The organism is Enterobacter cloacae complex sp. P12RS, from assembly GCF_014895875.1.
Classification (GTDB): Bacteria; Pseudomonadota; Gammaproteobacteria; order Enterobacterales; family Enterobacteriaceae; genus Enterobacter; species Enterobacter bugandensis.
On sequence record NZ_JADBQO010000009.1, the window covers coordinates 313,632 to 336,199 of the forward strand.

Below are 22,568 nucleotides of genomic sequence, written 5' to 3' on the forward strand. Positions count from 1 at the left end.
TATTAGCCCCCGAAATCATCAAGGAGGATGTTTTCATCTTCCACGCCGAGATCTTTGAGCATCTTGATCACGGCGGCGTTCATCATTGGCGGACCACACATATAGAACTCGCAGTCTTCCGGTGCCGGGTGCTGTTTGAGGTAGTTTTCATACAGCACGTTGTGAATGAATCCCGTATAGCCCGTCCAGTTATCTTCCGGCTGCGGATCGGAGAGCGCCACGTGGAAGGTAAAGTTCGGATTCTCACGCGCCAGCTGTTCGAACTCATCGTCGTAGAACATTTCGCGCAGCGAGCGCGCACCGTACCAGAAGCTGATTTTACGCTTGCTGCCGAGACGCTTGAGCTGGTCAAAGATGTGCGAGCGCATAGGGGCCATACCCGCACCGCCGCCGATAAAGACCATTTCGGCGTCGGTATCTTTAGCAAAAAACTCGCCGAACGGACCGGAGATCGTCACCTTGTCGCCTGGCTTAAGGGACCAGATATACGACGACATCACGCCCGGCGGCGCGTCAGGCACGTTTGGCGGCGGCGTGGCGATACGCACGTTGAGCATGATAATGCCCTTCTCTTCCGGGTAGTTAGCCATGGAATAGGCGCGCAGCGCGGGCTCTTTTACCTCGGAAACAAAGCGGAAGAGATTAAATTTATCCCAGTCGGCCCGGTACTCATCGGGCACGTCGAAGTCCGCATACGCCACGGTGTGCGCCGGACAATCAATCTGGATATACCCGCCTGCACGGAACGGGACGCTCTCCCCTTCAGGGACACGTAGCTTAAGCTCTTTAATGAACGTGGCTTTGTTATCGTTCGAGATAACCTCGCACTCCCATTTTTTCACGCCGAAAATCTCTTCCGGCAGCTCAATCTTCATGTTCTGACGCACCGCGACCTGGCACGCCAGGCGGCACCCCTCTTTCGCTTCACGCTTCGTGATATGCGACAGTTCAGTAGGCAGAATATCACCGCCCCCCTCTTTCACAGTCACACGGCACTGCCCGCATGAGCCGCCTCCACCGCAGGCTGACGAGACAAAAATCCCGTTGCCCGAGAGCGTATTAAGCAGCTTGTCCCCTGCCGGAGTGCGGATCTGGTTCTGCGGATCGTCATTGATATCAATGATCACATCCCCGGAATTAACCAGCTTTGCGCGCGCCGCCAGAATCAGCCCTGACAGCACCAGTACTATCAGCGTGAACATCACCACGCCAAGAATAATTTCCATCTGTTAGCCCTTATAGCTGCACACCGGAGAAGGACATAAAGCCCAACGCCATCAGGCCGGTGGTGATAAAGGTGATCCCTAAGCCCCGCAGCCCCGCAGGCACGTTGGCATATTTCATTTTTTCACGGATCCCCGCCATGGTGACAATCGCCAGCATCCAGCCGATACCGGAACCGAAGCCGTACACCACCGATTCACTGAAGTTGTAATCGCGCTGAACCATAAACGAGACGCCACCGAAGATGGCGCAGTTCACCGCGATCAGCGGCAGGAAGATCCCCAGCGCGTTGTACAGCGACGGGAAATACTTATCGAGGATCATCTCCAGGATTTGTACCAGCGCCGCAATCACCCCGATGAAGGTGATGAAGTTCAGGAAGCTAAGATCGACGCCTTCCACCAGCGCGCCGTCCCGCAGCACGAAGTTGAACACCAGGTTGTTAATCGGAACCGAAAGCCCCAGCACAACGGTGACCGCCACGCCCAGGCCAAATGCCGTCGAGACCTTTTTAGAAACGGCAAGGAACGTACACATGCCCAGGAAGAAAGCGAGCGCCATGTTTTCAACAAACACCGCGCGCACAAATAAACTCAGGTAATGAGCCATTGTCGGTTACTCCTTTTCCTGCTGTTCAGGCTTCAGCGTACGAATCAGCCAGATCAGCAAACCGATAATGAAAAACGCGCTTGGGGCCAGCAGGAACAGGCCGTTCGGCAGATACCAGCCGCCGTTCTGTACCGTATCCAGCACCTGAACGCCAAACAGCTTGCCGCTGCCAATCAGCTCGCGCAGGAAACCGACCGTCAGGAGGATCACGCCGTAGCCCAGGCCGTTGCCGATACCGTCCATAAAGCTCGCCAGCGGCGGCATTTTCATGGCGTAGGCTTCAGCGCGCCCCATCACGATGCAGTTGGTGATAATCAGGCCGACAAACACCGAAAGCTGTTTGGAGGTTTCGTAGGCGAACGCGCGCAGCAGCTGATCGACCACGATCACCAGCGAGGCGATGATCGCCATCTGCACGATGATCCTCACGCTGTTGGGGATGTGGTGGCGGATCATCGAGATAAACATGCTGGAAAACGCCGTCACCAGCGTTACCGCCAGCGTCATCACCACCGCCGTTTCCAGCTTGGTCGTTACCGCCAGAGCCGAGCACACACCCAGCACCTGCAGGGTTATCGGGTTATTGGCTAAAAGTGGGCCAATCAGCACCTTTTTAACTTCTTTCAGTTCACCCGTATCAGCCATTGTTCAGCGCTCCTTCACGTACGTTCTTCAGGAAGGGACCAAAGCCCAGTTCACCCATCCAGAAATCAAAACTGTGCTGCACCCCGTTAGAGGTGAGTGTGGCGCCGGAAAGACCGTCAACGGCGAACTCATCCCCAGGACGCGCGCCTCCTTTCACCACCTTCAGCGCAGGCTGACCGTTATCATTGAGCACTTTTTTACCGATAAACTGCGCACGCCAGTTAGGGTTTTCCACTTCGCCACCCAGCCCCGGCGTTTCGCCCTGATCGTAATAAGTAATACCTTTGACCGTGCGGCCATCGGTATCCAGTGCCACAAACGCATACATCATTGACCATAAGCCGTTGCCGTAGATGGGCAACACGATTTCCTGTATGCGCTTCTGCTCGTCACGAACGAGGTAAATCTCCGCGACATTGCTGCGGCGCTTAATGCCAGCCGGATCCTGCGAGGCGTCAAGCACGGTGCTCATCTGCGGATCCTTTAATGCCAGCGCCTGGTTATATTTCGCCGGGTCTTTATCCATCAGCTCGCCGGTTTTTAAATCCACCAGCCGTGCGGTAATGCGTTCAGCAAACACGGCCGCGACGTCGTCCTTCGTCATGCCTTCCTGCATCAGCCCGGCAACGGCCAGGATGTTACGCTGTTTATCCAGCGCGCGCTGTTCCTGCTGCAGCGGTTTCAACCCTACGGCGGAACCGGCAACCACGATGGAACAGACCAGACACAGTACCAAAACCACCAGCAGCGTTTTGCTGATGCTGTCGTTATTTTTAACCTCAGCCACGCGCCTTCCTCCGCTTAATGTTGGCGCGCACGACCAGGTAGTCGAACAGCGGCGCAAACAGGTTGGCAAACAGAATGGCCAACATCATCCCTTCCGGATAGGCCGGGTTGACCACGCGAATAAGTACACACATCACGCCAATGAGCGCGCCGTAACACCATTTCCCCCTGTCGGTAAAGGAGGCCGAGACGGGATCGGTGGCCATGAACATCATGCCAAACGCAAAGCCTCCCAGTACCAGGTGCCAGTACCACGGCATGGAGAACATCGGGTTCGTGTCTGAACCAATGAGGTTGAACAGCGTGGCGGTAAGCACCATGCCGAGCATAACGCCCGCGACGATGCGCCAGGACGCCACGCGGCCAAAGAGGATGATGGCCCCGCCGATTAAAATCATCAGGGTAGACACTTCACCAATGGAGCCCGGAATGTTGCCAAGAAACGCGTCGAACCAGGTTACGGGCTGGCCGGTAGCATTGTTGACCAGCGTTTCGCCGCCGCCTGCCGCCCACTGTGAAAGTGGCGTCGCGCCGGAGAATCCGTCTGCTGCCGTCCACACCAGGTCGCCCGAAATCTGCGCCGGGTAAGCAAAGAACAGGAACGCACGCCCCGCCAGCGCCGGGTTGAGGAAGTTACGTCCGGTGCCGCCGAAAATCTCTTTGGCAATCACCACGCCAAAGCTGATCCCCATCGCCGCCTGCCAGAGCGGCAGAGTCGGCGGAACAATCAGCGCAAACAGAATGGAGGTCACGAAGAAGCCTTCGTTGATCTCGTGTTTGCGGATGATGGCGAACAGCACTTCCCAGAAGCCGCCCACGATAAAGACGGTCATGTAGATCGGCAGGAAGAAGACGGCCCCCAGCGTCATCATGCTGACCCAGCCTGCATCAGCCGCAAAGCTCACGCCCAGCGACTGCGCCAGACGATAGTGCCAGTCAGACTGGATCACCTGCGCCAGCTGCTGAGCGTCGTACATATGATGCAGCGCCGGAATGGTTTGCAGACCAACGTTGTACATGCCCCAGAACATGGCCGGGAAGACCGCAAACCACACCAGGATCATCATGCGTTTCAGATCGATGGCATCCCGAACGTGCGCTGCCCCTTTCGTCACCAGACCCGGAGTGTAGAAAATAGTCGTCGTCGCTTCATACAGCGGGTAGTACTTTTTGAGCTTCCCTTCGGTAAAGTGCGGCTCAATTTTTTCAAAGAGGTGTTTTAATCCCATGGTTATCCTTCCTGCTCGATGCGGGTTAACACCTCGCGCAATACGGGTCCATATTCGTATTTACCCGGACACACATAGGTACAGAGCGCCAGATCTTCTTCATCCAGTTCCAGGCAACCGAGCGCCTGCGCGCCGTCGGTATCGCCTGCCAGAAGATCGCGCAGCAGCACGGTAGGCAGAATATCCAGCGGCATTACACGTTCGTAGTTGCCAATCGGAACCATCGCGCGCTCGCCGCCGTTCGTGCTGGTAGAGAAGTTAAAGAGCTTATGACGCAGAAAGTGGCCAAGCGTGGTGCGGGTGACGGAGTATTTTTCTGCGCCAGGCAGAACCCAGCCGAACAGCTCTTTCTCACGCCCTTCCAGAACGACGCTCACCTGAAGATGGAAACGTCCCAGGTACGCGTGCGCATTGACAGCGCGGCGGCCGCTGAGTACCGAACCGGAAATGAGGCGGTTTTCACCCTCTTTCGTTTCCCCTGCCAGCAGTTCATTAATGTCTGCTCCCAGAAGCGTCTTAACCAGACGCGGGTTTGCGGCCTGCGGCCCGCCGATGGCGATAATCCGTTCAGCGCAGAGTTCACCCGTCGTAAAGAGCTTACCGATGGCAATGACATCCTGATAATTAAGGTGCCAGACCTGTTTTTTAAGGCTCACCGGCTCAAGGAAGTGGATATGGGTCCCGACCAGACCCGCCGGATGCGGGCCGGAAAATTCATTAAACGTAACCAGCCCCTGCGGATGGCCGCCAAGCTTGCCGCCGCTGGCCTGGCAAACGTGCACTTTTCCGGGCGTCAGGCGAGTCAGAACGGTCAGCCCGGCATCAAAGGCTTTACGCTGCGCCAGGATAATGGGCTGCGGGTCTGCGCTGAGCGGGTTGGTGTCGATGGCCGTCACGAAAATGGCAGCCGGGGCGGTATCAGGAACTGGTGATTTGCTGAAAGGACGCGTACGCAGCGCCGTCCACAGGCCGGACGCGAGCAGCTGAGCCAGCACATCTTCGCGGCTAAGCGTCGCGAGGTCTGCCGCATCATAACGAGCAAACTCACGCTGTTCATCGCCTTCAATGCGGATTACCACCGACTGCAGCACGCGACGCTCGCCGCGGTTGATCGCTACCACGGTGCCGCTGGCGGGGGCCGTGAACATGACGCCGGGATTTTTTTTGTCTTCAAAGAGCGCTTGCCCTTTGATCACGCGATCGCCCTCCTGCACCAGCATTGAAGGACGCATTCCCAGATAATCGTCACCTAAAATTGCGACATGACGAACGCTTGCGCCACACGAGACGTGCTGCTCAGGCACGCCTGCAATCGGCAAATTAAGTCCTTTTTTTATTTTAAACATGTGGTTAGCAGGTTTCCATAAACAACAATCCAGTGGGCGCAAAGTGTAACATTTTCCCCTTCTCTCGGGCAGGGGATCCACGGTCGGGCGCGCCAAAATGCGAGCTATTACGCAAAGTTCCTGGAGCCAGCGCAGTTTTGATGGTTTATAAAGTAAAACTAATTTGTAAACTCACCGCCCGGCTCTTGCGAAAATCTATAGCGGTGCTAATGTGAGCGCACCTAACAGAATAATCTGATTTCGGGTCTCTTTTGCCGTCCTGGCAAGTTAGTCCAGGTTTTATCAAGGAATTTGTAGTATGCGTAAAATCGCATTGTTCATTGCGATGCTTCTGATTCCGTGCATGTCGTTTGCCGGGCTGCTCAGCAGCAACAGCTCCACCACGCCGATCAGCAAAGAATATAAACAGCAGTTAATGGGATCCCCGGTTTATATTCAAATCTTCAAGGAAGAGCGCACGCTCGATCTGTTTGTAAAAATGGGCGAAACATATCAGCTGCTTGATAGCTACAAAATTTGTAACTATTCCGGCGGGCTGGGCCCGAAACAGCGTCAGGGCGATTTCAAAAGCCCGGAAGGTTTTTACAACGTTCAGCGTAACCAGTTAAAACCGGATAGCCGCTTCTATAAAGCCATCAACATCGGTTTCCCGAACGCCTATGACCGTGCTCACGGTTATGAAGGTAAATACCTGATGATCCACGGTGCCTGCGTGTCTGTCGGCTGCTACGCGATGACCGACTCCGGCATTGATGAGATTTTCCAGTTCGTAACCGGCGCACTGGTCTTTGGGCAGCCTAACGTTCAGGTCAGCATCTATCCGTTCCGCATGACCGATGCCAATATGGCGCGCCATAAGTACTCTTACTACGCCGATTTCTGGAAACAGCTCAAGCCGGGTTATGACTACTTTGAGCAGACCCACAAGCCGCCGGTAGTCTCTATCGTTGATGGCCGTTACGTGGTCAGCAAACCGCTGAGCCACGAAGTCGTCCACCCGCAGCTGGCGTCAAATTACACGGTCCCCGAGACAAAATAGCACCCACTCGCCTGGCATAATCTTTTGCCAGGTTTCGTTGCCCGTCAGCGGCTGCGTTGCAATAACGGTGACCACATCGTTCGGTGTGGTCTCTTTCTGAAAATCTATCTCCACATCCTGATCGAGCAGCGTAGCAACGCCAAACGGCGCGCGGCGCGTGATCCAGAAGAGATTCGTCGAGCAGAACGCCATCACGTAGCGCCCGTCAGACAACAGCATGTTAAATACGCCTTTTTCACGCAATTCAGCTGCCAGCGTCGCGATGTATTTGAATACGGCGGCCATATTGCCGGGCGTGCGCGGATAACGTTCCGTCAGCTTATGCAGCAGCCAGCAGAAGGCCTTCTCGCTGTCCGTTTCGCCCACCGGGCGGAAGTTGCCCGTTTCCAGAGATTTATAGCCCGTAAGCTGCCCGTTGTGCGCGTAGGTCCAGTTACGGCCCCACAGCTCGCGGGTAAAGGGATGGGTATTTTCCAGCGCAACTTCGCCGCGGTTTGCCTGGCGAATATGCGCGATCACCGAACAGGATTTAATGGGATAGTCCTGCACCAGTTTGGCAATCGGTGAGTTAAAGCTGGGCTGTGGATCTTTGAACGTGCGACACCCTTTGCCTTCATAGAAGGTGATGCCCCAGCCGTCTTTATGCGGCCCGGTTCCCCCACCGCGCTGAACCAGCCCGGTGAAGCTAAAGCAGATATCGGTTGGCACATTGGCGCTCATCCCGAGCAGTTCGCACATACATCACCTCCACAACAGCGGGGGGCACCGGTGCCCCCAGCGAAGTCTTACTTAACCATCTCTTTTTCGATCAGCTGGATCAGGATGTGGATCACTTTGATGTGAATTTCCTGAACGCGATCTGCATACCCGAAGTGCGGAACGCGAATTTCGATATCCGCCGTACCGTCCATCTTACCGCCATCTTTCCCGGTCAGGGTGATCACCTTCATCCCTTTTTCGCGCGCGGCGGCGATCGCTTTGATCACGTTCGCGGAGTTACCGGAAGTAGAGATACCCAGCAGCACGTCGCCTTCACGGCCTACTGCCTCAACGTAGCGGGAAAAGATGTGGTCGTAACCGAAGTCGTTGCCTACGCAGGAGATGTGGCTCACGTCGGAAATCGCAATCGCCGGGTAGCCCGGACGGTTTTCGCGATAGCGTCCGGTCAGCTCTTCGGCGAAGTGCATGGCGTCACAGTGGGAACCGCCGTTACCGCAGGAGAGCACTTTGCCACCGGCCTTAAAACTGTCGGCCAGCAGGACCGCCGCGCGCTGAATAGCGTGAATATTGGCATCATCTTTCAGAAAGTTCGCCAGCGTTTCCGCCGCTTCGTTCAGTTCGTTACGAATAAGATCCTGGTACATGAGGATAATCCTTCAGTATTGATGAAATAACACAGTGGAGTGTACCGGATAGCGGGAAAAGCGAGAAGCTAAAGCCATGCGAATCGTCCGGCGTTTTGATTTTTTGTGCCGGCGAAAACGCGAACAATGTGAACCAGGTTGTAATTATTTTGTAAACACATTGCTAAAGGAATTCACATCAACTACAACCATATCATCACAAGTGGTCAGACCTCCTACAAGCAAGGGAGCTTTTCTTTATGATGATTTTGAGCATTCTCGCAACCGTTGTACTGCTCGGTGTGTTGTTCTATCACCGCGTCAGTTTATTCCTGAGCAGCCTGATTCTTCTGGCCTGGACGGCTGCGCTTGGCGTCGCAGGTCTCTGGAATATCTGGATTTTGGTCCCTCTTGCCATCATTCTGCTGCCGTTTAACCTGGCCCCGATGCGTAAGTCGATGATCTCCGCGCCGGTATTTAAAGGCTTCCGCAAAGTGATGCCGCCGATGTCGCGCACCGAGAAAGAAGCGATTGATGCGGGCACCACCTGGTGGGAAGGCGACCTGTTCCAGGGTAACCCGGACTGGAAAAAGCTGCACAACTATCCGCAGCCGCGCCTGACCGCCGAAGAACAGGCCTTTATTGACGGCCCGGTGGAAGAAGCGTGCCGCATGGCGAACGACTTTGCTATCACCCACGAAATGGCCGACCTGCCGCCGGAGCTGTGGGCGTACCTGAAAGAGCATCGCTTCTTCGCGATGATCATTAAGAAAGAGTACGGCGGTCTTGAGTTCTCCGCTTACGCGCAGGCTCGCGTGCTGCAAAAGCTGGCGGGCGTTTCCGGGATCCTGGCGATTACCGTCGGCGTACCGAACTCCTTAGGCCCGGGCGAACTGCTGCAGCATTACGGTACGGAAGAGCAGAAAGATCACTATCTGCCGCGACTGGCGCGCGGTCAGGAAATCCCGTGCTTCGCGCTGACCAGCCCGGAAGCAGGCTCCGATGCAGGCGCAATCCCGGATACCGGCGTGGTCTGTATGGGCGAGTGGCAGGGCCAGCAGGTGCTGGGCATGCGCCTGACCTGGAACAAACGCTATATCACCCTGGCGCCTATCGCCACCGTGCTCGGCCTGGCCTTTAAGCTCTCCGACCCGGAAAAACTGCTGGGCGGTGAAGAAGATCTGGGCATTACCTGTGCGCTGATCCCAACCTCGACGCCGGGTGTGGAAATTGGCCGTCGTCACTTCCCGCTGAACGTGCCGTTCCAGAACGGTCCGACCCGCGGCCAGGATATCTTTGTGCCGATTGACTACATCATCGGCGGCCCGAAAATGGCCGGTCAGGGCTGGCGCATGCTGGTGGAATGTCTGTCGGTGGGTCGCGGTATTACTCTGCCGTCGAACTCAACCGGCGGCCTGAAGTCCGTCGCGATGGGAATTGGCGCTTATGCCCACATTCGCCGTCAGTTCAAAATCTCCATCGGCAAGATGGAAGGTATCGAAGAGCCGCTGGCTCGCATCGCGGGCAACGCCTACGTGATGGACGCCGCTGCATCCCTGATTACCTACGGCATCATGCTGGGCGAAAAACCGGCCGTTCTGTCCGCGATTGTGAAGTACCACTGTACCCACCGCGCTCAGCAGTCGATCATTGACGCGATGGATATCGCGGGCGGTAAAGGCATTATGCTCGGCGAAGGCAACTTCCTGGCGCGCGGCTATCAGGGCGCACCGATTGCCATCACCGTGGAAGGGGCTAACATCCTGACCCGCAGCATGATGATCTTCGGCCAGGGTGCGATTCGCTGCCATCCGTACGTGCTGGAAGAGATGGCCGCTGCGCAGAATAACGACGTGGACGCCTTCGACAAGCTGCTGTTCAAACATATCGGCCACGTGGGCAGCAACAAGGTGCGGAGCTTCTGGCTGGGCCTGACGCGCGGCCTGACCAGTGCGACGCCAACCGGCGATGCGACCAAACGTTACTACCAGCATCTGAACCGTCTGAGCGCCAACCTGGCTCTGCTGTCCGACGTTTCCATGGCGGTGCTGGGCGGTAGCCTGAAGCGTCGCGAGCGTATCTCCGCCCGTCTGGGCGACGTGCTGAGCCAGATATTCCTGGCCTCTGCGGTGCTGAAACGCTACGACGACGAAGGCCGTCAGGAAGCGGATCTGCCGCTGGTGCACTGGGGCGTGCAGGATGCGATGTATCAGGCGGAACAGGCGATTGACGACCTGCTGGCGAACTTCCCGAACCGCTTTGTGGCTGGCGCTCTTCGCGTGGTGATCTTCCCGACCGGTCGTCATCATCTGGCGCCGTCCGACAAGCTGGACCACAAAGTGGCGAAGATCCTGCAGGTTCCGAGCGCCACCCGCTCCCGCATTGGCCGCGGTCAGTATCTGGCGCCAACGCCGCATAACCCGGTGGGCCTGCTGGAAGAGGCGCTGCTGGACGTGATGGCCGCCGACCCGATTCACCAGAAAATCTGCAAACAGCTGGGTAAAAACCTGCCGTTTACTCGTCTGGACGAACTGGCGAAACAGGCGCTGGCCGGTGGCATTATCAATAACGACGAAGCTGCGCTGCTGGTGAAAGCTGAAGAGAGCCGTCTGCGCAGTATTAACGTGGATGATTTCGAACCGGAAGAGCTGGCGACGCAGCCGGTAAAGTTGCCGGAGAAGCACCGCAAACCTGAAGCGGCATAACCCGCTTCGCTCTGACAAACCCCGCCCGGTGCGGGGTTTTTTATTGCCACATTTTCTCGTAATGACGTGCTACAGTGTCAAAAAGGGGTCGTTTGAGGAGTCTGTATCGTGCCTGGTTTGAAGATTTCGATTTTGCAGCAGCCTTTAGTGTGGATGGATGGCCCTGCCAACCTGCGCCACTTTGATCGTCAACTGGAAGAGATTACCGGGCGAGATGTGATTGTCCTGCCGGAGATGTTTACCACCGGCTTCGCGATGGAAGCGGCGAAACAGTCGATGCCCCAGGAAGAGGTGGTCGCCTGGATGCATGCCAAAGCGCAGCAAACCAACGCGCTGATCGCCGGGAGCGCCGCACTGCAGACGGAACGCGGCCCGGTGAACCGCTTCCTGCTGGTTGAGCCGGAAGGGAAGGTGCATTTTTACGATAAACGCCACCTGTTCCGCATGGCCGATGAACATCATCATTATGAAGCCGGTAACGAGCGCGTGGTGTTCGAGTGGCGCGGCTGGCGTATTCTGCCGCTGGTCTGCTACGACCTGCGCTTCCCGGTGTGGTCGCGCAACCGCAACGATTACGACCTGGCGCTGTACGTCGCCAACTGGCCCGCGCCGCGCTCGCTGCACTGGCAGGCGCTGCTGGTGGCTCGCGCGATTGAAAACCAGGCGTACGTGGTGGGCTGTAACCGCGTGGGGACGGACGGCAACGGCCACCACTACCGCGGCGACAGCCGGGTGGTGAACCCTCAGGGCGAGATTATTGCCACCGCCGAACCGCATCAGGCGACGCGCATTGATGCGGAGCTGTCGTTAACGGCGCTGAAGGAGTATCGGGAGAAGTTTCCGGCCTGGCAGGATGCGGATCCGTTTAGCATTGGGTGAAAAAATGCCGGGTGGCGGCTACGCCTTACCCGGCCTACCAATGTTGCTCGCTTCTTTTAACTCACTAACGCCTGCCCGTCTTTGCGGCTCTCCGTCGCGGCCACGTAGTGCCCCTCCGGCATACGATAGATCACCTGCGCACCGCCGAAGTTGTAATCCTGGAGCGGATCTTCCACCACGATCTGATGCCCGCGCTCGCGCAGCGCGGCAATGGTGTTGCGATCGAACGTCGATTCAACAATCACTTCCCTGCCCTGCACCACGCGCCAGCGCGGCGCGTCGATGGCCGCCTGCGGGTTTTGCCCGTGCAGCATGATGCGCAGCGCCATCTGCATATGCCCCTGCGCCTGCATCGGGCCGCCCATCACGCCGAAGGACATCAGCGGCTGGCCGTTGCCGTCCATCGCAAAGCCCGGAATGATGGTGTGGAAAGGACGCTTGCTGCCCGCCAGCGCGTTCGGGTGTTTGGGATCGAGCACAAAGCCGCAGCCGCGGTTTTGCAGGCTGATTCCGGTATCCGGCACCACAATGCCTGAACCGAATCCCATAAAGTTGGACTGGATAAACGAAACCATCATCCCGCTGGCGTCCGCAGTGCTGATGTAGACCGTGCCGCTCTGCGTCGGTGATCCGTACACAAAGTCAGAGGCGTTATCGCGATCGATAAGCGCCGCACGCGACTTCAGATAGTGGTCGCTCAGCAGCTCTTTTGCTGCGAACTCCATATGTTCTTCATCCGCCACGTAGCGGTCGAGATCCGCCAGCGCCAGCTTCATGGCTTCAATGGATAAGTGCAGAGACTGCACGGAGTCCGGATGATGTTTCTCAATGCCGCACTGCTCCAGAATACCGAGCGCAATCAGCGTGGCGATCCCCTGCCCGTTTGGCGGCAGCTCCTGTACCGAGCCGCCCGCGAAGTCGCGCGACAGCAGGTCAACCCAGTCCACGCGATGGTTTGCCAGATCTTCCGCTGACAGGTGCGCGCCGTGCTCCTGGGCGAAGGCGGCGATTTTCTGCGCCAGCTCACCACGGTAAAAGGCTTCACCGTTGGTTTTGGCAATCAGCTCCAGCGAATGAGCCTGCGCCGGGTTACGGAAGATCTCCCCCACGCGCGGGGCGCGGCCTTCCGGCGCAAAGCAGGCGCTAAAGCCCGGCTGATCTTTCAGCTTGTTATAGCCGCGCTGCCAGAGATGACCAATCAGCGGCGAGACCGGGAAGCCGTTGCGCGCGTAGTCAATCGCGGGCTGCGCCAGCGTGGTCAGCGGTAGCGTGCCGAAGCGTTCCGCCAGGGCCACCCAGCCCGACACCGCACCCGGCACCGTCACCGCGTCCCAGCCGATTTCCGGCACTGCGCTTTTACCGGCAAACAGATCCGCATGCCAGCTGGCCGGCGAGCGCCCGGACGCGTTCAGGCCGTGAAGTTTTTCACCGTCCCAGACGATGGCAAAGGCGTCGCTGCCGATGCCGTTGCCGGTCGGCTCGACAACGGTCAGCGCCATGGCGGTGGCAATGGCCGCATCGACGGCATTACCACCCAGCTGCAGCATTTTCATTCCCGCCTGCGCCGCCAGCGGCTGCGAAGTGGCAACGGCGTTGTGGCCCATCATCGGCGGGCGGCGTGAAGCGTAACCGGATGTAAAATCAAGCGCTTTGGTCATCATGACTCCTTAGTCGTGGCGCGGATCGAGCGCATCGCGCAGCCCGTCACCAAGTAAATTAAAGCCCTGCACGGCAAGGAAAATCGCCACGCCGGGGAAAACGGACATCCACGGCGCCTGCTCAAGGAAACCTTTCGCGGTATTGAGCATGGACCCCCAGGACGGATTGGGCGGCTGCTGCCCCAGCCCTAAAAACGACAGGCTGGCTTCGGCAATAATCGCCGAGGCAATGGCCAGCGTGGCCTGAACCAGGATCGGCGACATCACGTTTGGCAGAACGTATTTAATGATGATCCAGCGATCCGGCAGGCCAATCGCCCGCGCGCCGTCGATGTACTCTTCGTTGCGAATGGCGATCACCTGCCCGCGCGTCAGGCGGGCGAAGATCGGCATCGCCGAAAGACCGATGGCGATCATCGCATTGGTCAGGCTCGGGCCTAAAAATGCCCCCAGCGCGATCGCCATGATCAGGAACGGACAGGCCAGCAGCGCCTCGATAAAGCGCGAGATGACGCCGTCCCACATCTTCTGGAAGTAGCCCGCCACCAGCCCCAGCGGCACGCCGATGACCACCGCGATAACCACCGACATACAGCCCGCCATCAGCGAGGTTCGCGCTCCCCAGATAATGCGGGACAAAATGTCGCGCCCCAGCTCGTCGGTGCCGAACCAGTACATCGCTGACGGCGCTTTGCGCACCGCGAGGAAGTTGGCTTTAACCGGGTCAAACGGGGCGATCCACGGCGCCAGCAGCGCCACCAGCACAAAGAAACCCACCACAAGCGCGCCAATCACCGCGCTTTTATTGGCAAGGAATTTCTTCAGCACCCGGTTCTGCGCGCGCGGCAGCGCGGGGGCTACGGTTTGCGTCGTCAGTTCCGCCATCGTTAACCTCGCATTTTCGGGTTGATAAGGACGTAAAGCACGTCGGCCAGCAGGTTGAGCAGCAGGAAGCCGATCGCCACGATCAGCACCACGCCCTGCACCACCGCGTAGTCACGGTTGAACACCGAGTCGACGATCATCTTGCCAAAGCCCGGAATGGTGAACACCTGCTCAGTCAGCACCGCGCCGCCCAGCAGCTCGCCGAACAGCAGCGTGGTGAGGGTGATCACCGGTACCAGCGCGTTGCGAAACGCGTGCTTTAGAATGACCGCCTTCGGCAGCAGCCCCTTGGCGCGTGCGGTACGGATATAATCCGCTTTCAGCACCGCAATCATCGACGCGCGGGTATGGCGCATCAGCGTCGCCGCCAGCCCGGTTCCGAGCACGGACGCGGGCAGCAGCAGCGTGCGCAGGTTCTGAAGCGGATCTTCACTGAACGGCACGTAGCCGGACGCGGGCAGCCACTGCAGGTTCACCGAGAAGACCAGAATCAGCAGGATCCCCAGCCAGAAGTGGGGAATAGAGATCCCTGAGATCGCCACGAAGTTCGCCCCGTGATCGACCCAGCTGTTTTTATTCACCGCCGCAAGGATCCCCATGCTGATGCCAAACACCAGCGCAATAATCATCGCCAGCAGCGACAGCTCCAGCGTAACCGGCAGCTTGCTGGCGATAAGCTCGGTCACCGGCTCGTGCGTGCGCAAGGAGACGCCCAGATCGCCCTGTAGCGCCCGCGTCAGCCAGTGGAAATACTGAACCGGGATCGGCGCATCCAGGTTCAGCTCCGCGCGCAGCTGGGCGATAACCGCCGGATCGCGTTCCTCACCGGCCATCGCAATCAGCGGGTCGCCGGGCAGCAGCTTTTGCAGCCCGAACACCATCATGCTCACCAGCAGTAGCGTCGGGACGGCCAGCAGCAGACGTTTGCAAATCAGTTCCAGCATGGGTTCTCCTCAGGACGTTTATTTGGCCAGCGTCAAACCCGCCAGACGCACGATGCCGTCCGGGTAAGGCTTAAAGCCCTGCACGCGCTTGTTCAGGCCAAAAATGCGCGGCTCGAAGTAGAGGTAGGCAATCGGCATATCGGTTTGCAGCTGCTTCACCACCTTGTCATACAGCGGCTGGCGTGCGGCCTGGTCGGTGCTCTGGCGCGCCTGCGTCAGCCACTCATCGACCTGCGCGTTGCTGTAACGGCCATCGTTAAGCGTGCCTTTGCTGTGGATAAAGCCGTAGATGCTGCCGTCCGGATCCGGGCGACCCGACCAGCCGGAGAAGCTCATCTGATAATCACCGCTCTGCTGGCGATCCAGCAGCGTGGCAAATTCGGTCATCTGCAGGTTCAGCGTGAAGCCGGCCTCGGCGACCATCGCCTGCAATACCTGACCCACCTGCTGCGAGGTTGGGTTGTTCGGCACCAGCAGGTTGACGGTCAGCGGCGTGGTGATGCCTGCCGCTTTGAGCAGCGCTTTGGCTTTATCAACGTCGCGCGGCGGAACCGGCAGATTCACGTGATACGGGCTCACCGTCGAAAACGCCTGGTTTGCCGGGGTGTAGAGGCCTTCGAAGACCACCTGGTTTAACGCTTCACGGTCGATGGCCTGAGAAAACGCCTCGCGCACGCGGGCATCTTTGAACGGATCGTTCGCCGGGACCTTGCCGTTGTTAATATTGAAGGTGATCCCCTGATAGCCCAGGCCGGTGACCTTCGCCAGCGCCAGCTTGCTGTCGGCTTCGACGGTTTTGACGTCGCTGGCGGCGATGCCTTCGGTCAGATCAAGATCGCCCGCGCGCAGGTTCGCGAGGCGCACGGAGGCATCCGGGATCGGCAGATAGATAATTTTGTCGAAGTGGTAGGCGCCTTTGTTCCAGTAGTTGTCGAAGCGGGTCAGAACGATGCGGTCCTGCGACACGCGGCTGTCGAACTTGTACGGGCCGGAACAGACCGGATGGGCGGCAAAGTCAGGCTTTTTCGCGGCCTCGGGTGCCATCATCGCGCCCGCGCGGTCGGTAAGCTGCATCAGCAGCGCGGCGTCTGGCGTTTTCAGGTGCAGCGCTATCTGCATCGGGCCGGTGACCTCTACCGATTCCACGGAGGAGATCTCGCTTTTCCGCAGGGAGCCTTTGAGGGTCAGGGCGCGGTCCAGGTTGTATTTCGCGGCGGCGGCATCGAATTTCTCTCCGTCATGGAAGGTCACGCCTTCGCGCAGATCCATGGTCAGCGTTTTGCCGTCGGCGCTCCAGGCCCACGATTTCGCGAGACCTGGCACGACCTTCAGATGCTCGTCGACGTCCACCAGCCTGTCGCACAGTGAGGCAAACACGAAGCGGCCATAGTAGGTGCGCGCCAGGTGCGGGTCAAGCATGTCCGGGTCTGCTCCCAGACCGATTCGCAGCACGCTTTCAGAATGGGCGGGCAGCGCCGCGCCAAGCAACATAACACTTCCCAGTACGGTCAAAAGAGAATTACGCATTGTCATTATCATGAGTTCCTTGAAGGAAGGGAGGAGTGAGTGGCCGCGTGTTCAAACAGCGCGCGGCGGCGCAGAAAGGCTGCGGATGGCGGTGCGATCTGGATAACGCTGCGATCGCGGTTAATTTCCTGCCAGCGGTGGCAGGCAACCTGACGCCCGCCGTCGAGCACCTGATTAATCGGCTCGACCTGGCGGCATTCGTCGGTGACGTACGGGCAGCGGGTGTGGAAGCGACAGCCCGACGGCGGGTCAGCCGGGTTCGGCAGATCCCCCTGCAGCAGCGGCGCGTCGCGCTCAATACCCGGCTGCATCTGCGGCGCCGAGGCGATCAGCGCCTGGGTGTAAGGGTGCAGCGGTGCGTCAAAGATCTCGTCGACGGTGGCAAGCTCAACGATCTGCCCAAGGTACATCACCGCCACGCGGTCGCTCATGTGGCGAATCACCGCCAGACCGTGGGCGACGATCACCATCGTCAGCCCCAGCTGGTGCTTCAGGCTCTCCAGCAAATTAACCACCTGCGCCTGCACCGACACATCCAGCGCGGAAACCGGCTCGTCGCCCAGCAGCAGCTTTGGCCCCGAAGCCAGCGCGCGGGCAATGCCGATACGCTGGCGCTGCCCGCCGGAAAACTCGTGCGGATAGCGCCCGGCCCAGGCGGCAGGCAGGCCAACGGTCTTGAGCAGCTCCGCGACGCGGTACTGACGATCCGCTTTCTTCATGTTCTGGTGCAGCCACAGCGGCTCACCGACGATTTGCTCCACCGTCATGCGCGGGTTCAGCGAGGCAAAAGGATCCTGAAAAATAATCTGCAGTTCGCGCCGGAGCTGGTTCAGACGGGCGCCTGTGGCGTGGGTAATCTCCTCCCCCTGATAAAACACGCGTCCTTCGCTGGCGGCCAGCAGACGCAGCAGCAGACGGCCAAGGGTGGATTTCCCGGAACCGGACTCGCCGACAATCGCCAGCGTTTCGCCCGGCATCACGGCAAGCGAAACGCGATCGACCGCTGTGACAAACCGGGCCGGGGAAAAGAGTTTTTTCGGACCGGGGAAAAGCTTGCTGAGGTCCCGGGCTTCAAGAATGGGCGTGGTCATGCGGTCTCTCCCAGGGCAATGTGGTGTTCGAGCGGCACGCGGAAGCAGGCGACCTGATGGCCCGCGCCGAGCGTGGTGAGCTGCGGTTTTTCATCATGACAGCGCGACTGCGCAAACGGGCAGCGCGTCGCGAAACGGCAGCCTTTCGGCATGGACTCCGGCAGCGGGACCGATCCGGGAATGGTGGAGAGCTGGCCTTTGCGTGCGCCCAGCGAAGGGATCGAGCCCATCAGGCCGATGGTGTACGGGTGCTGCGGGTCAGCGAATATTGCCTCAACGCTCCCCTGCTCCACCACCTGCCCGGCGTACATCACCGCCACCTGCTGGGCGACTTCGGCCACCACGCCCAAATCGTGGGTGATCATCAGCACCGCCGTGCCGGTTTCCTCTTTTAGAGTGTTCAGCAGGGTCAGGATTTGTGCCTGGATGGTGACGTCGAGCGCGGTGGTCGGTTCATCGGCAATCAGCAGTTTAGGGTGGTTGATCAGCGCCATGGCAATCATCACGCGCTGGCGCATGCCGCCGGAAAGCTGGTGCGGATACGCCTTGAGGCGCATCTCCGCCGCCGGGATCTGCACCTTTTCAAGGATCTGCAGCGCGACCTTCATCGCCTCCGGGCGCGTAACGTTCTGATGACGCATGACCGCTTCACTGAGCTGATCGCCTAACGTGAAGGCCGGATTAAGCGAGGTCATCGGCTCCTGGAAAATCATCGCCAGCTCGCTCCCGCGCAGATCGGCATACTCCCGCGGCGAGAGCTTGCGCAGGTCGTGGCGGCGAAACTGCATCTCGCCGCTGACAATCTGCGCGCTGGCGGGCAGTAAACCCATCAGCGCCAGTGAGGTGATACTTTTCCCGCAGCCGGACTCCCCCACCAGCGCCAGCGTTTCGCCCGCTTTGACCGTCAGGGAAATGCCGTCCAGGACGCTGACCGGCGAGCCGGAAAACTTAACGTTGAGATTATTCAGCCGGAGTACAGGCGTGGAGTCCTTAAACGGGATCGTCGTCATAGCGTGAAATCGTCCTCAAGGTGGATCGCCTGAATCAGGGCGTTTTGCAGGCTGAGCAGGTGTTCGCGCATGGCGGCCGCTGCTTCATTAGGCTGGCGATGGATAATCGCGGACATGATCTTGTGATGGTGGTCGTTGTAGCTGTCGACACGTTCGGGCGTGCGGGCTAATTCACGCAGATGCTGCCAGCCGGGTTCGCGCCGCACGGCGTCAATGGCGTCAAACAGGCCGAGCATCAGGCGATTGCCCGCCGCCTCGGCAATGGCGCGGTGAAAGGCGCTATCCCAGAGTTCATTGAGATCGCGGTCATCCGGGCTGACCTTGTCGATGCGTTCCAGCATGCGCTGCATGAGCGCGAGGTTTTCCCTGGTGGCACGCAGTGCCGCAAGCCGGGCTAAGCCGGGTTCGATCTGTATACGAGCTTCCATCACTTCCAGCAGATTGGTCTGCTGAACCAATCCCTGAAGGGCCAGCGGTTCAACAGGGGCAGCCGGACCAATAAAGGTGCCTTTGCCCTGTTTACGCCAGATCCGCCCTTCTTCTTCCAGCACGTCCAGCGCGCGACGCACTTCGCGTCGTCCTACGCCGAGTGTTTCCGACAGCTCACGTTCCGTGGGCAGCGGAGTGCCTGGTGTTGACTCATGCTGGTTGATTAGCCCGCGCAGTTGCTCAAGCGCGGTGCTGGAATTGGCCAGAAACCGTGACGGTTTTTCCATATTGGTTCGCTCACTATCATCATTATTTTCTTTTTATGAACGATAAGTTATTGATATGGCGTGCTACTTATCGTGCTAATGATTAAGCAATAAACGAACCAATTTTTTAATGGTTCAAAAGAGATTTAAAAAAGCGGTAGTAAATGAAGGGGTTACAGCAACGTATTGTTACAGATGCAAGCGGCATCCTGAGACGATAAAGGCCAGAAAAGAACATGAAACGCACAAAAACAGTGCAAATAGCGCACTACAATAGTGCCATTGTTAATTTTTTGCACTATAAATGATAATAATAAGTTAACAAAAAGTAATAAATAAGGCGTGCTTACGCCTGAAAATGGCCCCCTTGCGAGGGCCGCGAAAGATTAAGGAACAGGCTGCCAAAGCGTCGCAGCCGCAGTCGGCGCCCAGTCAGACTGAGAGGTATGCCCCTGCACGCAGCGATACTGTGTGCCGTTATACGTGACAATTTCTCCAGTCTTATAGCGCGTACCGACTTTCCACTCGCCTTCCGGCTCAGGCGTTACAGACCCCTCTTTCGTCGTGGCTTTAAGAGGTGTACTGGCGAGAGACTGATGACCTTTGGCATTTTCGGCGATCACCTGGTAGCTGTAGGTTGTTCCCGCGCGCAGGCCGCTGTCGAAGATCTGCGTTCCGCTTACGGTGAGTAACTCCGCCCCATCGCGTAGTACGTGGTATTTCACCGCGTTGTCTACCGCATTCCATTTCACCGTCAGGCTGTTTTCCGTCGAAGAAACCAGGGCCAGGCCGCCTGGCGCGTCAGGACGTCCCTCTTCGACCTGTACGGTTTCTACCTTAACCACGTTGCTGCTTTCAGAGATATTATTCGCTGCATCACGTGCTTTCACGCTGTAGTGGTACACCACACCGCCGGTCTCTACTGCATTATCGGTCCACTGGGTGTCCGTTGAAGACCCGACTTTGATGTCATTACGGTAGATGTCATATCCCACTACGCCACGGTCATCGGTGGAGGGCTGCCAGGCAAGGGAGATAGTCAAGCCATTGTTCAGCACCTTCAGTCCTGCTGGCGCAGTTGGCGCGACGGTGTCCTGAGGGCGTTCAGGCGACATCAGGTCCGCGCGCTCTTTCATTTCATTGAAATAGTCAACCTGCTGCGGGATGGACAGCTGCTGATCGTTTGAACCCAACGTCCAGATAAAGAACCCACCATAGCCGTTTTCCGCCTGCCAGCCCGCACGGTTTACGTTGTTCTGTCGGTTTTCAACAAAGCGACCTTCTGGCCCCCACTGGGAGTTGATGGTCTGACCGAGAACGATTTTGCTCTTATCACCCACCGCCCGGGCGTAGTTAGCCATCGCCACGTCATACTTAAAGCGTGGGCCGGCGTCATAGGCCATGACGTTGAAGAAATCGAAAACGTTTTTCCCCTGCGTCAGCAGCGGCAGAACTTCGCCATGGTGTGAAGAGCGAGCCGCCTCAACGAAGGAACAATTCTCGGTTACCGCGCTGTTGGCGCAGTTCTCCGGGTCAGCACCAACGTGATAGGTGGTCAGGCTCAGCAGCTTTTTGCTGCCGGACGCATTGAGCTTGCTACGAACCCGTTCAGCCAGATCCAGCAGGTTTGCATTTTCCTCTGGCGTGACGCGATCGGGCTTTTCAAAGTCAAAATCGATGCCGTCAAGCTGAACGGTACCCGCCTTCTGGTAGTTCGCCATATTACATTTGCCTTGCCAGTCGGCGCTCAGGCATTCGCCAACCATCTCTTCCGGCTTCAGGTTCTTTTTATATACCGGGAAGTTGGTATTCAGCAGATTCACCAGATTCTGCGCCAGCGTTTCTCGCGTTTGCGCGTTATTCAGATAAGACCACATCGCGGAGTACGTCTCGCCGCCGAGCGCCAGCATCATTTTTTTCTCCGGGTGCGCCAGCTTCAGCTGACTCCACACGACATAGGCTGGCGCATTAATGTACCAGGGATCATATTGTGGTACTGCAACAATATTATCGGAACTGGACAGCTTACCGCTTGCATCCCAGCCACCAAATGAAAGCAGGAACGTATCCGCTTTCACCTCTTTCATATCCTCAACGGACTCGACCGGAACGCCCCAGGAGGTCAGATAGGTGACCGCTCGCGGTGCCTGCGCCGCGAAAGCCGACTGCGCCATTAGTGCGCTACCAATTAACAGAGATAATGTAAGTTTTTTCATCAAAGTTCCTTATTGCTTTGTGATGATAGTCCTGTGGATTACCTCGCAAATTGTCTTTTTTTTTAGCGCCGAGATCGTTGGGGATAATAGAGTGGTGAATCAGGAAACCCTCCGCATTAAATAAGAAATATCTCTCGCATTTATAATAAATACTTCAACGACAGCGCGGGAGAATTCTCGCATCCTGTAAGACGCTTCTTTATTTAATTTTCCCATCTTCACCAATTAAAAAAGATGGCATACCTGTGTTCCCGCTCTTTTATCAGGGAAAATTCAGGAATTAATCACAACTATTATCCAACTAGGAACGCTCTCAATGAAATATGCAACAAACGTGATGCGAAAACAGGGTGGTTTCACCCTGCTTGAACTGCTGGTCGTGCTGATGATTATTGCGCTGCTGGCAGGATTTGTCGGGCCAAAAGTCTTCTCAAATGTCGACTCGGCTAAGGAGAAAACCGCCATGCGCCAGATGCGCTCGCTTGCTGAGGCACTCGGGCAATATCGCCTCGACACCGGCAGTTATCCAACTGAAACACAAGGTCTGAAAGCGCTGACTGAAAAGCCTTCCAACGCGCAAAACTGGAATGGCCCTTATCTTAGCCAGCATGTGCCGTTAGACCCCTGGGGCAATCCGTACCAGTGGCATAACCCCGCCCGGACAAAAGACGCCATTAATGAAGTCGAAATAACCGCCGGCGGTAAAGACGGTAAGCCTGTCACTTACGGGTTCTGAC

At 57.7% G+C, this 22,568-nt stretch carries 20 protein-coding genes; 4 read left to right on the top strand and 16 right to left on the bottom strand.

Annotation, left to right across the window (positions count from 1 at the left end; genetic code table 11):
* Window positions 1-2 precede the first annotated feature (2 nt).
* From nqrF to IM284_RS08155, 6 genes are read right to left on the bottom strand one after another with little or no spacing between them, the layout of a single operon-like run.
* On the bottom strand, window positions 3-1,226 hold the full coding sequence (gene nqrF, locus IM284_RS08130; RefSeq protein ID WP_045630674.1) for an NADH:ubiquinone reductase (Na(+)-transporting) subunit F: 1,224 nt from the start codon (window positions 1,224-1,226) through the stop codon (window positions 3-5).
* Window positions 1,227-1,236: 10 nt separating this feature from the next.
* Window positions 1,237-1,833: an NADH:ubiquinone reductase (Na(+)-transporting) subunit E gene (gene nqrE, locus IM284_RS08135; protein ID WP_003863217.1), complete on the bottom strand. Its 597-nt coding sequence runs from the start codon at window positions 1,831-1,833 to the stop codon at window positions 1,237-1,239.
* 6 nt (window positions 1,834-1,839) lie between these two features.
* The gene (locus IM284_RS08140; RefSeq protein ID WP_028012078.1) at window positions 1,840-2,478 is read right to left on the bottom strand and encodes an NADH:ubiquinone reductase (Na(+)-transporting) subunit D; all 639 of its coding nucleotides are present in this window, start codon (window positions 2,476-2,478) and stop codon (window positions 1,840-1,842) included.
* Window positions 2,471-3,265 (bottom strand): Na(+)-translocating NADH-quinone reductase subunit C, encoded by a 795-nt coding sequence (locus IM284_RS08145; RefSeq protein ID WP_041911137.1) that lies wholly within the window; start codon window positions 3,263-3,265, stop codon window positions 2,471-2,473. Before IM284_RS08145 ends, IM284_RS08140 begins: the two co-directional genes overlap by 8 nt.
* Entirely contained in the window at window positions 3,258-4,493 is a 1,236-nt protein-coding gene (locus tag IM284_RS08150; RefSeq protein ID WP_028012076.1) for an NADH:ubiquinone reductase (Na(+)-transporting) subunit B, read from the bottom strand. Before IM284_RS08150 ends, IM284_RS08145 begins: the two co-directional genes overlap by 8 nt.
* Before the next feature lie 2 nt (window positions 4,494-4,495).
* The gene (locus IM284_RS08155; RefSeq protein ID WP_047367566.1) at window positions 4,496-5,839 is read right to left on the bottom strand and encodes a Na(+)-translocating NADH-quinone reductase subunit A; all 1,344 of its coding nucleotides are present in this window, start codon (window positions 5,837-5,839) and stop codon (window positions 4,496-4,498) included.
* Between the two features lie 298 nt (window positions 5,840-6,137).
* Between IM284_RS08155 and dpaA the strand changes: the two genes are divergently transcribed.
* Window positions 6,138-6,878 (top strand): peptidoglycan meso-diaminopimelic acid protein amidase, encoded by a 741-nt coding sequence (gene dpaA / locus IM284_RS08160; RefSeq protein ID WP_041911140.1) that lies wholly within the window; start codon window positions 6,138-6,140, stop codon window positions 6,876-6,878.
* On the opposite strand, the gene IM284_RS08165 is transcribed toward dpaA, so the two are convergent.
* Both IM284_RS08165 and lpcA read right to left on the bottom strand, forming a co-directional pair.
* On the bottom strand, window positions 6,849-7,616 hold the full coding sequence (locus IM284_RS08165) for a class II glutamine amidotransferase (RefSeq protein ID WP_028012073.1): 768 nt from the start codon (window positions 7,614-7,616) through the stop codon (window positions 6,849-6,851). The genes dpaA and IM284_RS08165 overlap by 30 nt on opposite strands.
* A gap of 47 nt (window positions 7,617-7,663) precedes the next feature.
* Entirely contained in the window at window positions 7,664-8,242 is a 579-nt protein-coding gene (gene lpcA, locus IM284_RS08170) for a D-sedoheptulose 7-phosphate isomerase (protein WP_003863232.1), read from the bottom strand.
* A 239-nt stretch (window positions 8,243-8,481) separates the two neighbouring features.
* Here lpcA and fadE point away from each other — a divergent pair, with 239 nt between their 5' ends.
* Entirely contained in the window at window positions 8,482-10,926 is a 2,445-nt protein-coding gene (gene fadE / locus IM284_RS08175; RefSeq protein WP_028012072.1) for an acyl-CoA dehydrogenase FadE, read from the top strand.
* A gap of 108 nt (window positions 10,927-11,034) precedes the next feature.
* Complete coding sequence (locus tag IM284_RS08180; RefSeq protein ID WP_041911141.1) at window positions 11,035-11,805, top strand: amidohydrolase; 771 nt, start codon at window positions 11,035-11,037, stop codon at window positions 11,803-11,805.
* 56 nt (window positions 11,806-11,861) lie between these two features.
* On the opposite strand, the gene IM284_RS08185 is transcribed toward IM284_RS08180, so the two are convergent.
* The 8 genes from IM284_RS08185 to IM284_RS08220 all read right to left on the bottom strand — a co-directional run bounded on the left by IM284_RS08185 (window position 11,862) and on the right by IM284_RS08220 (window position 21,831).
* A complete protein-coding gene (locus tag IM284_RS08185; RefSeq protein ID WP_047367565.1) occupies window positions 11,862-13,463 on the bottom strand; it encodes a gamma-glutamyltransferase family protein in 1,602 nt (533 codons plus the stop codon).
* Between the two features lie 9 nt (window positions 13,464-13,472).
* Window positions 13,473-14,348 carry an ABC transporter permease gene (locus IM284_RS08190; protein WP_028012069.1) on the bottom strand — a complete coding sequence of 292 codons (876 nt, stop codon included), beginning with the start codon at window positions 14,346-14,348 and terminating at the stop codon, window positions 13,473-13,475.
* Window positions 14,349-14,350: 2 nt separating this feature from the next.
* Window positions 14,351-15,292, bottom strand: coding sequence for an ABC transporter permease (locus IM284_RS08195; RefSeq protein WP_028012068.1), 942 nt, complete (start codon window positions 15,290-15,292; stop codon window positions 14,351-14,353).
* An 18-nt stretch (window positions 15,293-15,310) separates the two neighbouring features.
* Entirely contained in the window at window positions 15,311-16,825 is a 1,515-nt protein-coding gene (locus IM284_RS08200) for an ABC transporter substrate-binding protein (RefSeq protein WP_193055762.1), read from the bottom strand.
* 2 nt (window positions 16,826-16,827) lie between these two features.
* A complete protein-coding gene (locus tag IM284_RS08205) occupies window positions 16,828-17,910 on the bottom strand; it encodes an ABC transporter ATP-binding protein (RefSeq protein ID WP_047367563.1) in 1,083 nt (360 codons plus the stop codon).
* On the bottom strand, window positions 17,907-18,920 hold the full coding sequence (locus IM284_RS08210) for an ABC transporter ATP-binding protein (RefSeq protein WP_047367562.1): 1,014 nt from the start codon (window positions 18,918-18,920) through the stop codon (window positions 17,907-17,909). Before IM284_RS08210 ends, IM284_RS08205 begins: the two co-directional genes overlap by 4 nt.
* Window positions 18,917-19,636, bottom strand: a complete 720-nt coding sequence (locus IM284_RS08215; RefSeq protein WP_028012064.1) for a FadR/GntR family transcriptional regulator — start codon at window positions 19,634-19,636, stop codon at window positions 18,917-18,919. The genes IM284_RS08210 and IM284_RS08215 overlap by 4 nt, the downstream gene beginning before the upstream one ends.
* A 365-nt stretch (window positions 19,637-20,001) precedes the next feature.
* Complete coding sequence (locus tag IM284_RS08220) at window positions 20,002-21,831, bottom strand: glycosyl hydrolase family 18 protein (protein ID WP_047367561.1); 1,830 nt, start codon at window positions 21,829-21,831, stop codon at window positions 20,002-20,004.
* 316 nt (window positions 21,832-22,147) lie between these two features.
* Here IM284_RS08220 and gspG point away from each other — a divergent pair, with 316 nt between their 5' ends.
* Window positions 22,148-22,567 (top strand): type II secretion system major pseudopilin GspG, encoded by a 420-nt coding sequence (gspG, locus tag IM284_RS08225; protein ID WP_047367560.1) that lies wholly within the window; start codon window positions 22,148-22,150, stop codon window positions 22,565-22,567.
* Window position 22,568 lies beyond the last annotated feature (1 nt).

What these genes read in the sequence shown, in the direction of transcription:
- nqrF (WP_045630674.1), bottom strand. Translation starts at nt 1,226, where the DNA reads ATGGAAATTATTCTTGGCGTGGTGATGTTCACGCTGATAGTACTGGTG.
- nqrE (WP_003863217.1), bottom strand. Translation starts at nt 1,833, where the DNA reads ATGGCTCATTACCTGAGTTTATTTGTGCGCGCGGTGTTTGTTGAAAAC.
- IM284_RS08140 (WP_028012078.1), bottom strand. Translation starts at nt 2,478, where the DNA reads ATGGCTGATACGGGTGAACTGAAAGAAGTTAAAAAGGTGCTGATTGGC.
- IM284_RS08150 (WP_028012076.1), bottom strand. Translation starts at nt 4,493, where the DNA reads ATGGGATTAAAACACCTCTTTGAAAAAATTGAGCCGCACTTTACCGAA.
- IM284_RS08155 (WP_047367566.1), bottom strand. Translation starts at nt 5,839, where the DNA reads ATGTTTAAAATAAAAAAAGGACTTAATTTGCCGATTGCAGGCGTGCCT.
- dpaA (WP_041911140.1), top strand. Translation starts at nt 6,138, where the DNA reads ATGCGTAAAATCGCATTGTTCATTGCGATGCTTCTGATTCCGTGCATG.
- IM284_RS08165 (WP_028012073.1), bottom strand. Translation starts at nt 7,616, where the DNA reads ATGTGCGAACTGCTCGGGATGAGCGCCAATGTGCCAACCGATATCTGC.
- lpcA (WP_003863232.1), bottom strand. Translation starts at nt 8,242, where the DNA reads ATGTACCAGGATCTTATTCGTAACGAACTGAACGAAGCGGCGGAAACG.
- fadE (WP_028012072.1), top strand. Translation starts at nt 8,482, where the DNA reads ATGATGATTTTGAGCATTCTCGCAACCGTTGTACTGCTCGGTGTGTTG.
- IM284_RS08185 (WP_047367565.1), bottom strand. Translation starts at nt 13,463, where the DNA reads ATGACCAAAGCGCTTGATTTTACATCCGGTTACGCTTCACGCCGCCCG.
- IM284_RS08190 (WP_028012069.1), bottom strand. Translation starts at nt 14,348, where the DNA reads ATGGCGGAACTGACGACGCAAACCGTAGCCCCCGCGCTGCCGCGCGCG.
- IM284_RS08195 (WP_028012068.1), bottom strand. Translation starts at nt 15,292, where the DNA reads ATGCTGGAACTGATTTGCAAACGTCTGCTGCTGGCCGTCCCGACGCTA.
- IM284_RS08200 (WP_193055762.1), bottom strand. Translation starts at nt 16,825, where the DNA reads ATGACAATGCGTAATTCTCTTTTGACCGTACTGGGAAGTGTTATGTTG.
- IM284_RS08205 (WP_047367563.1), bottom strand. Translation starts at nt 17,910, where the DNA reads ATGACCACGCCCATTCTTGAAGCCCGGGACCTCAGCAAGCTTTTCCCC.
- IM284_RS08210 (WP_047367562.1), bottom strand. Translation starts at nt 18,920, where the DNA reads ATGACGACGATCCCGTTTAAGGACTCCACGCCTGTACTCCGGCTGAAT.
- IM284_RS08215 (WP_028012064.1), bottom strand. Translation starts at nt 19,636, where the DNA reads ATGGAAAAACCGTCACGGTTTCTGGCCAATTCCAGCACCGCGCTTGAG.
- IM284_RS08220 (WP_047367561.1), bottom strand. Translation starts at nt 21,831, where the DNA reads ATGAAAAAACTTACATTATCTCTGTTAATTGGTAGCGCACTAATGGCG.
- gspG (WP_047367560.1), top strand. Translation starts at nt 22,148, where the DNA reads ATGAAATATGCAACAAACGTGATGCGAAAACAGGGTGGTTTCACCCTG.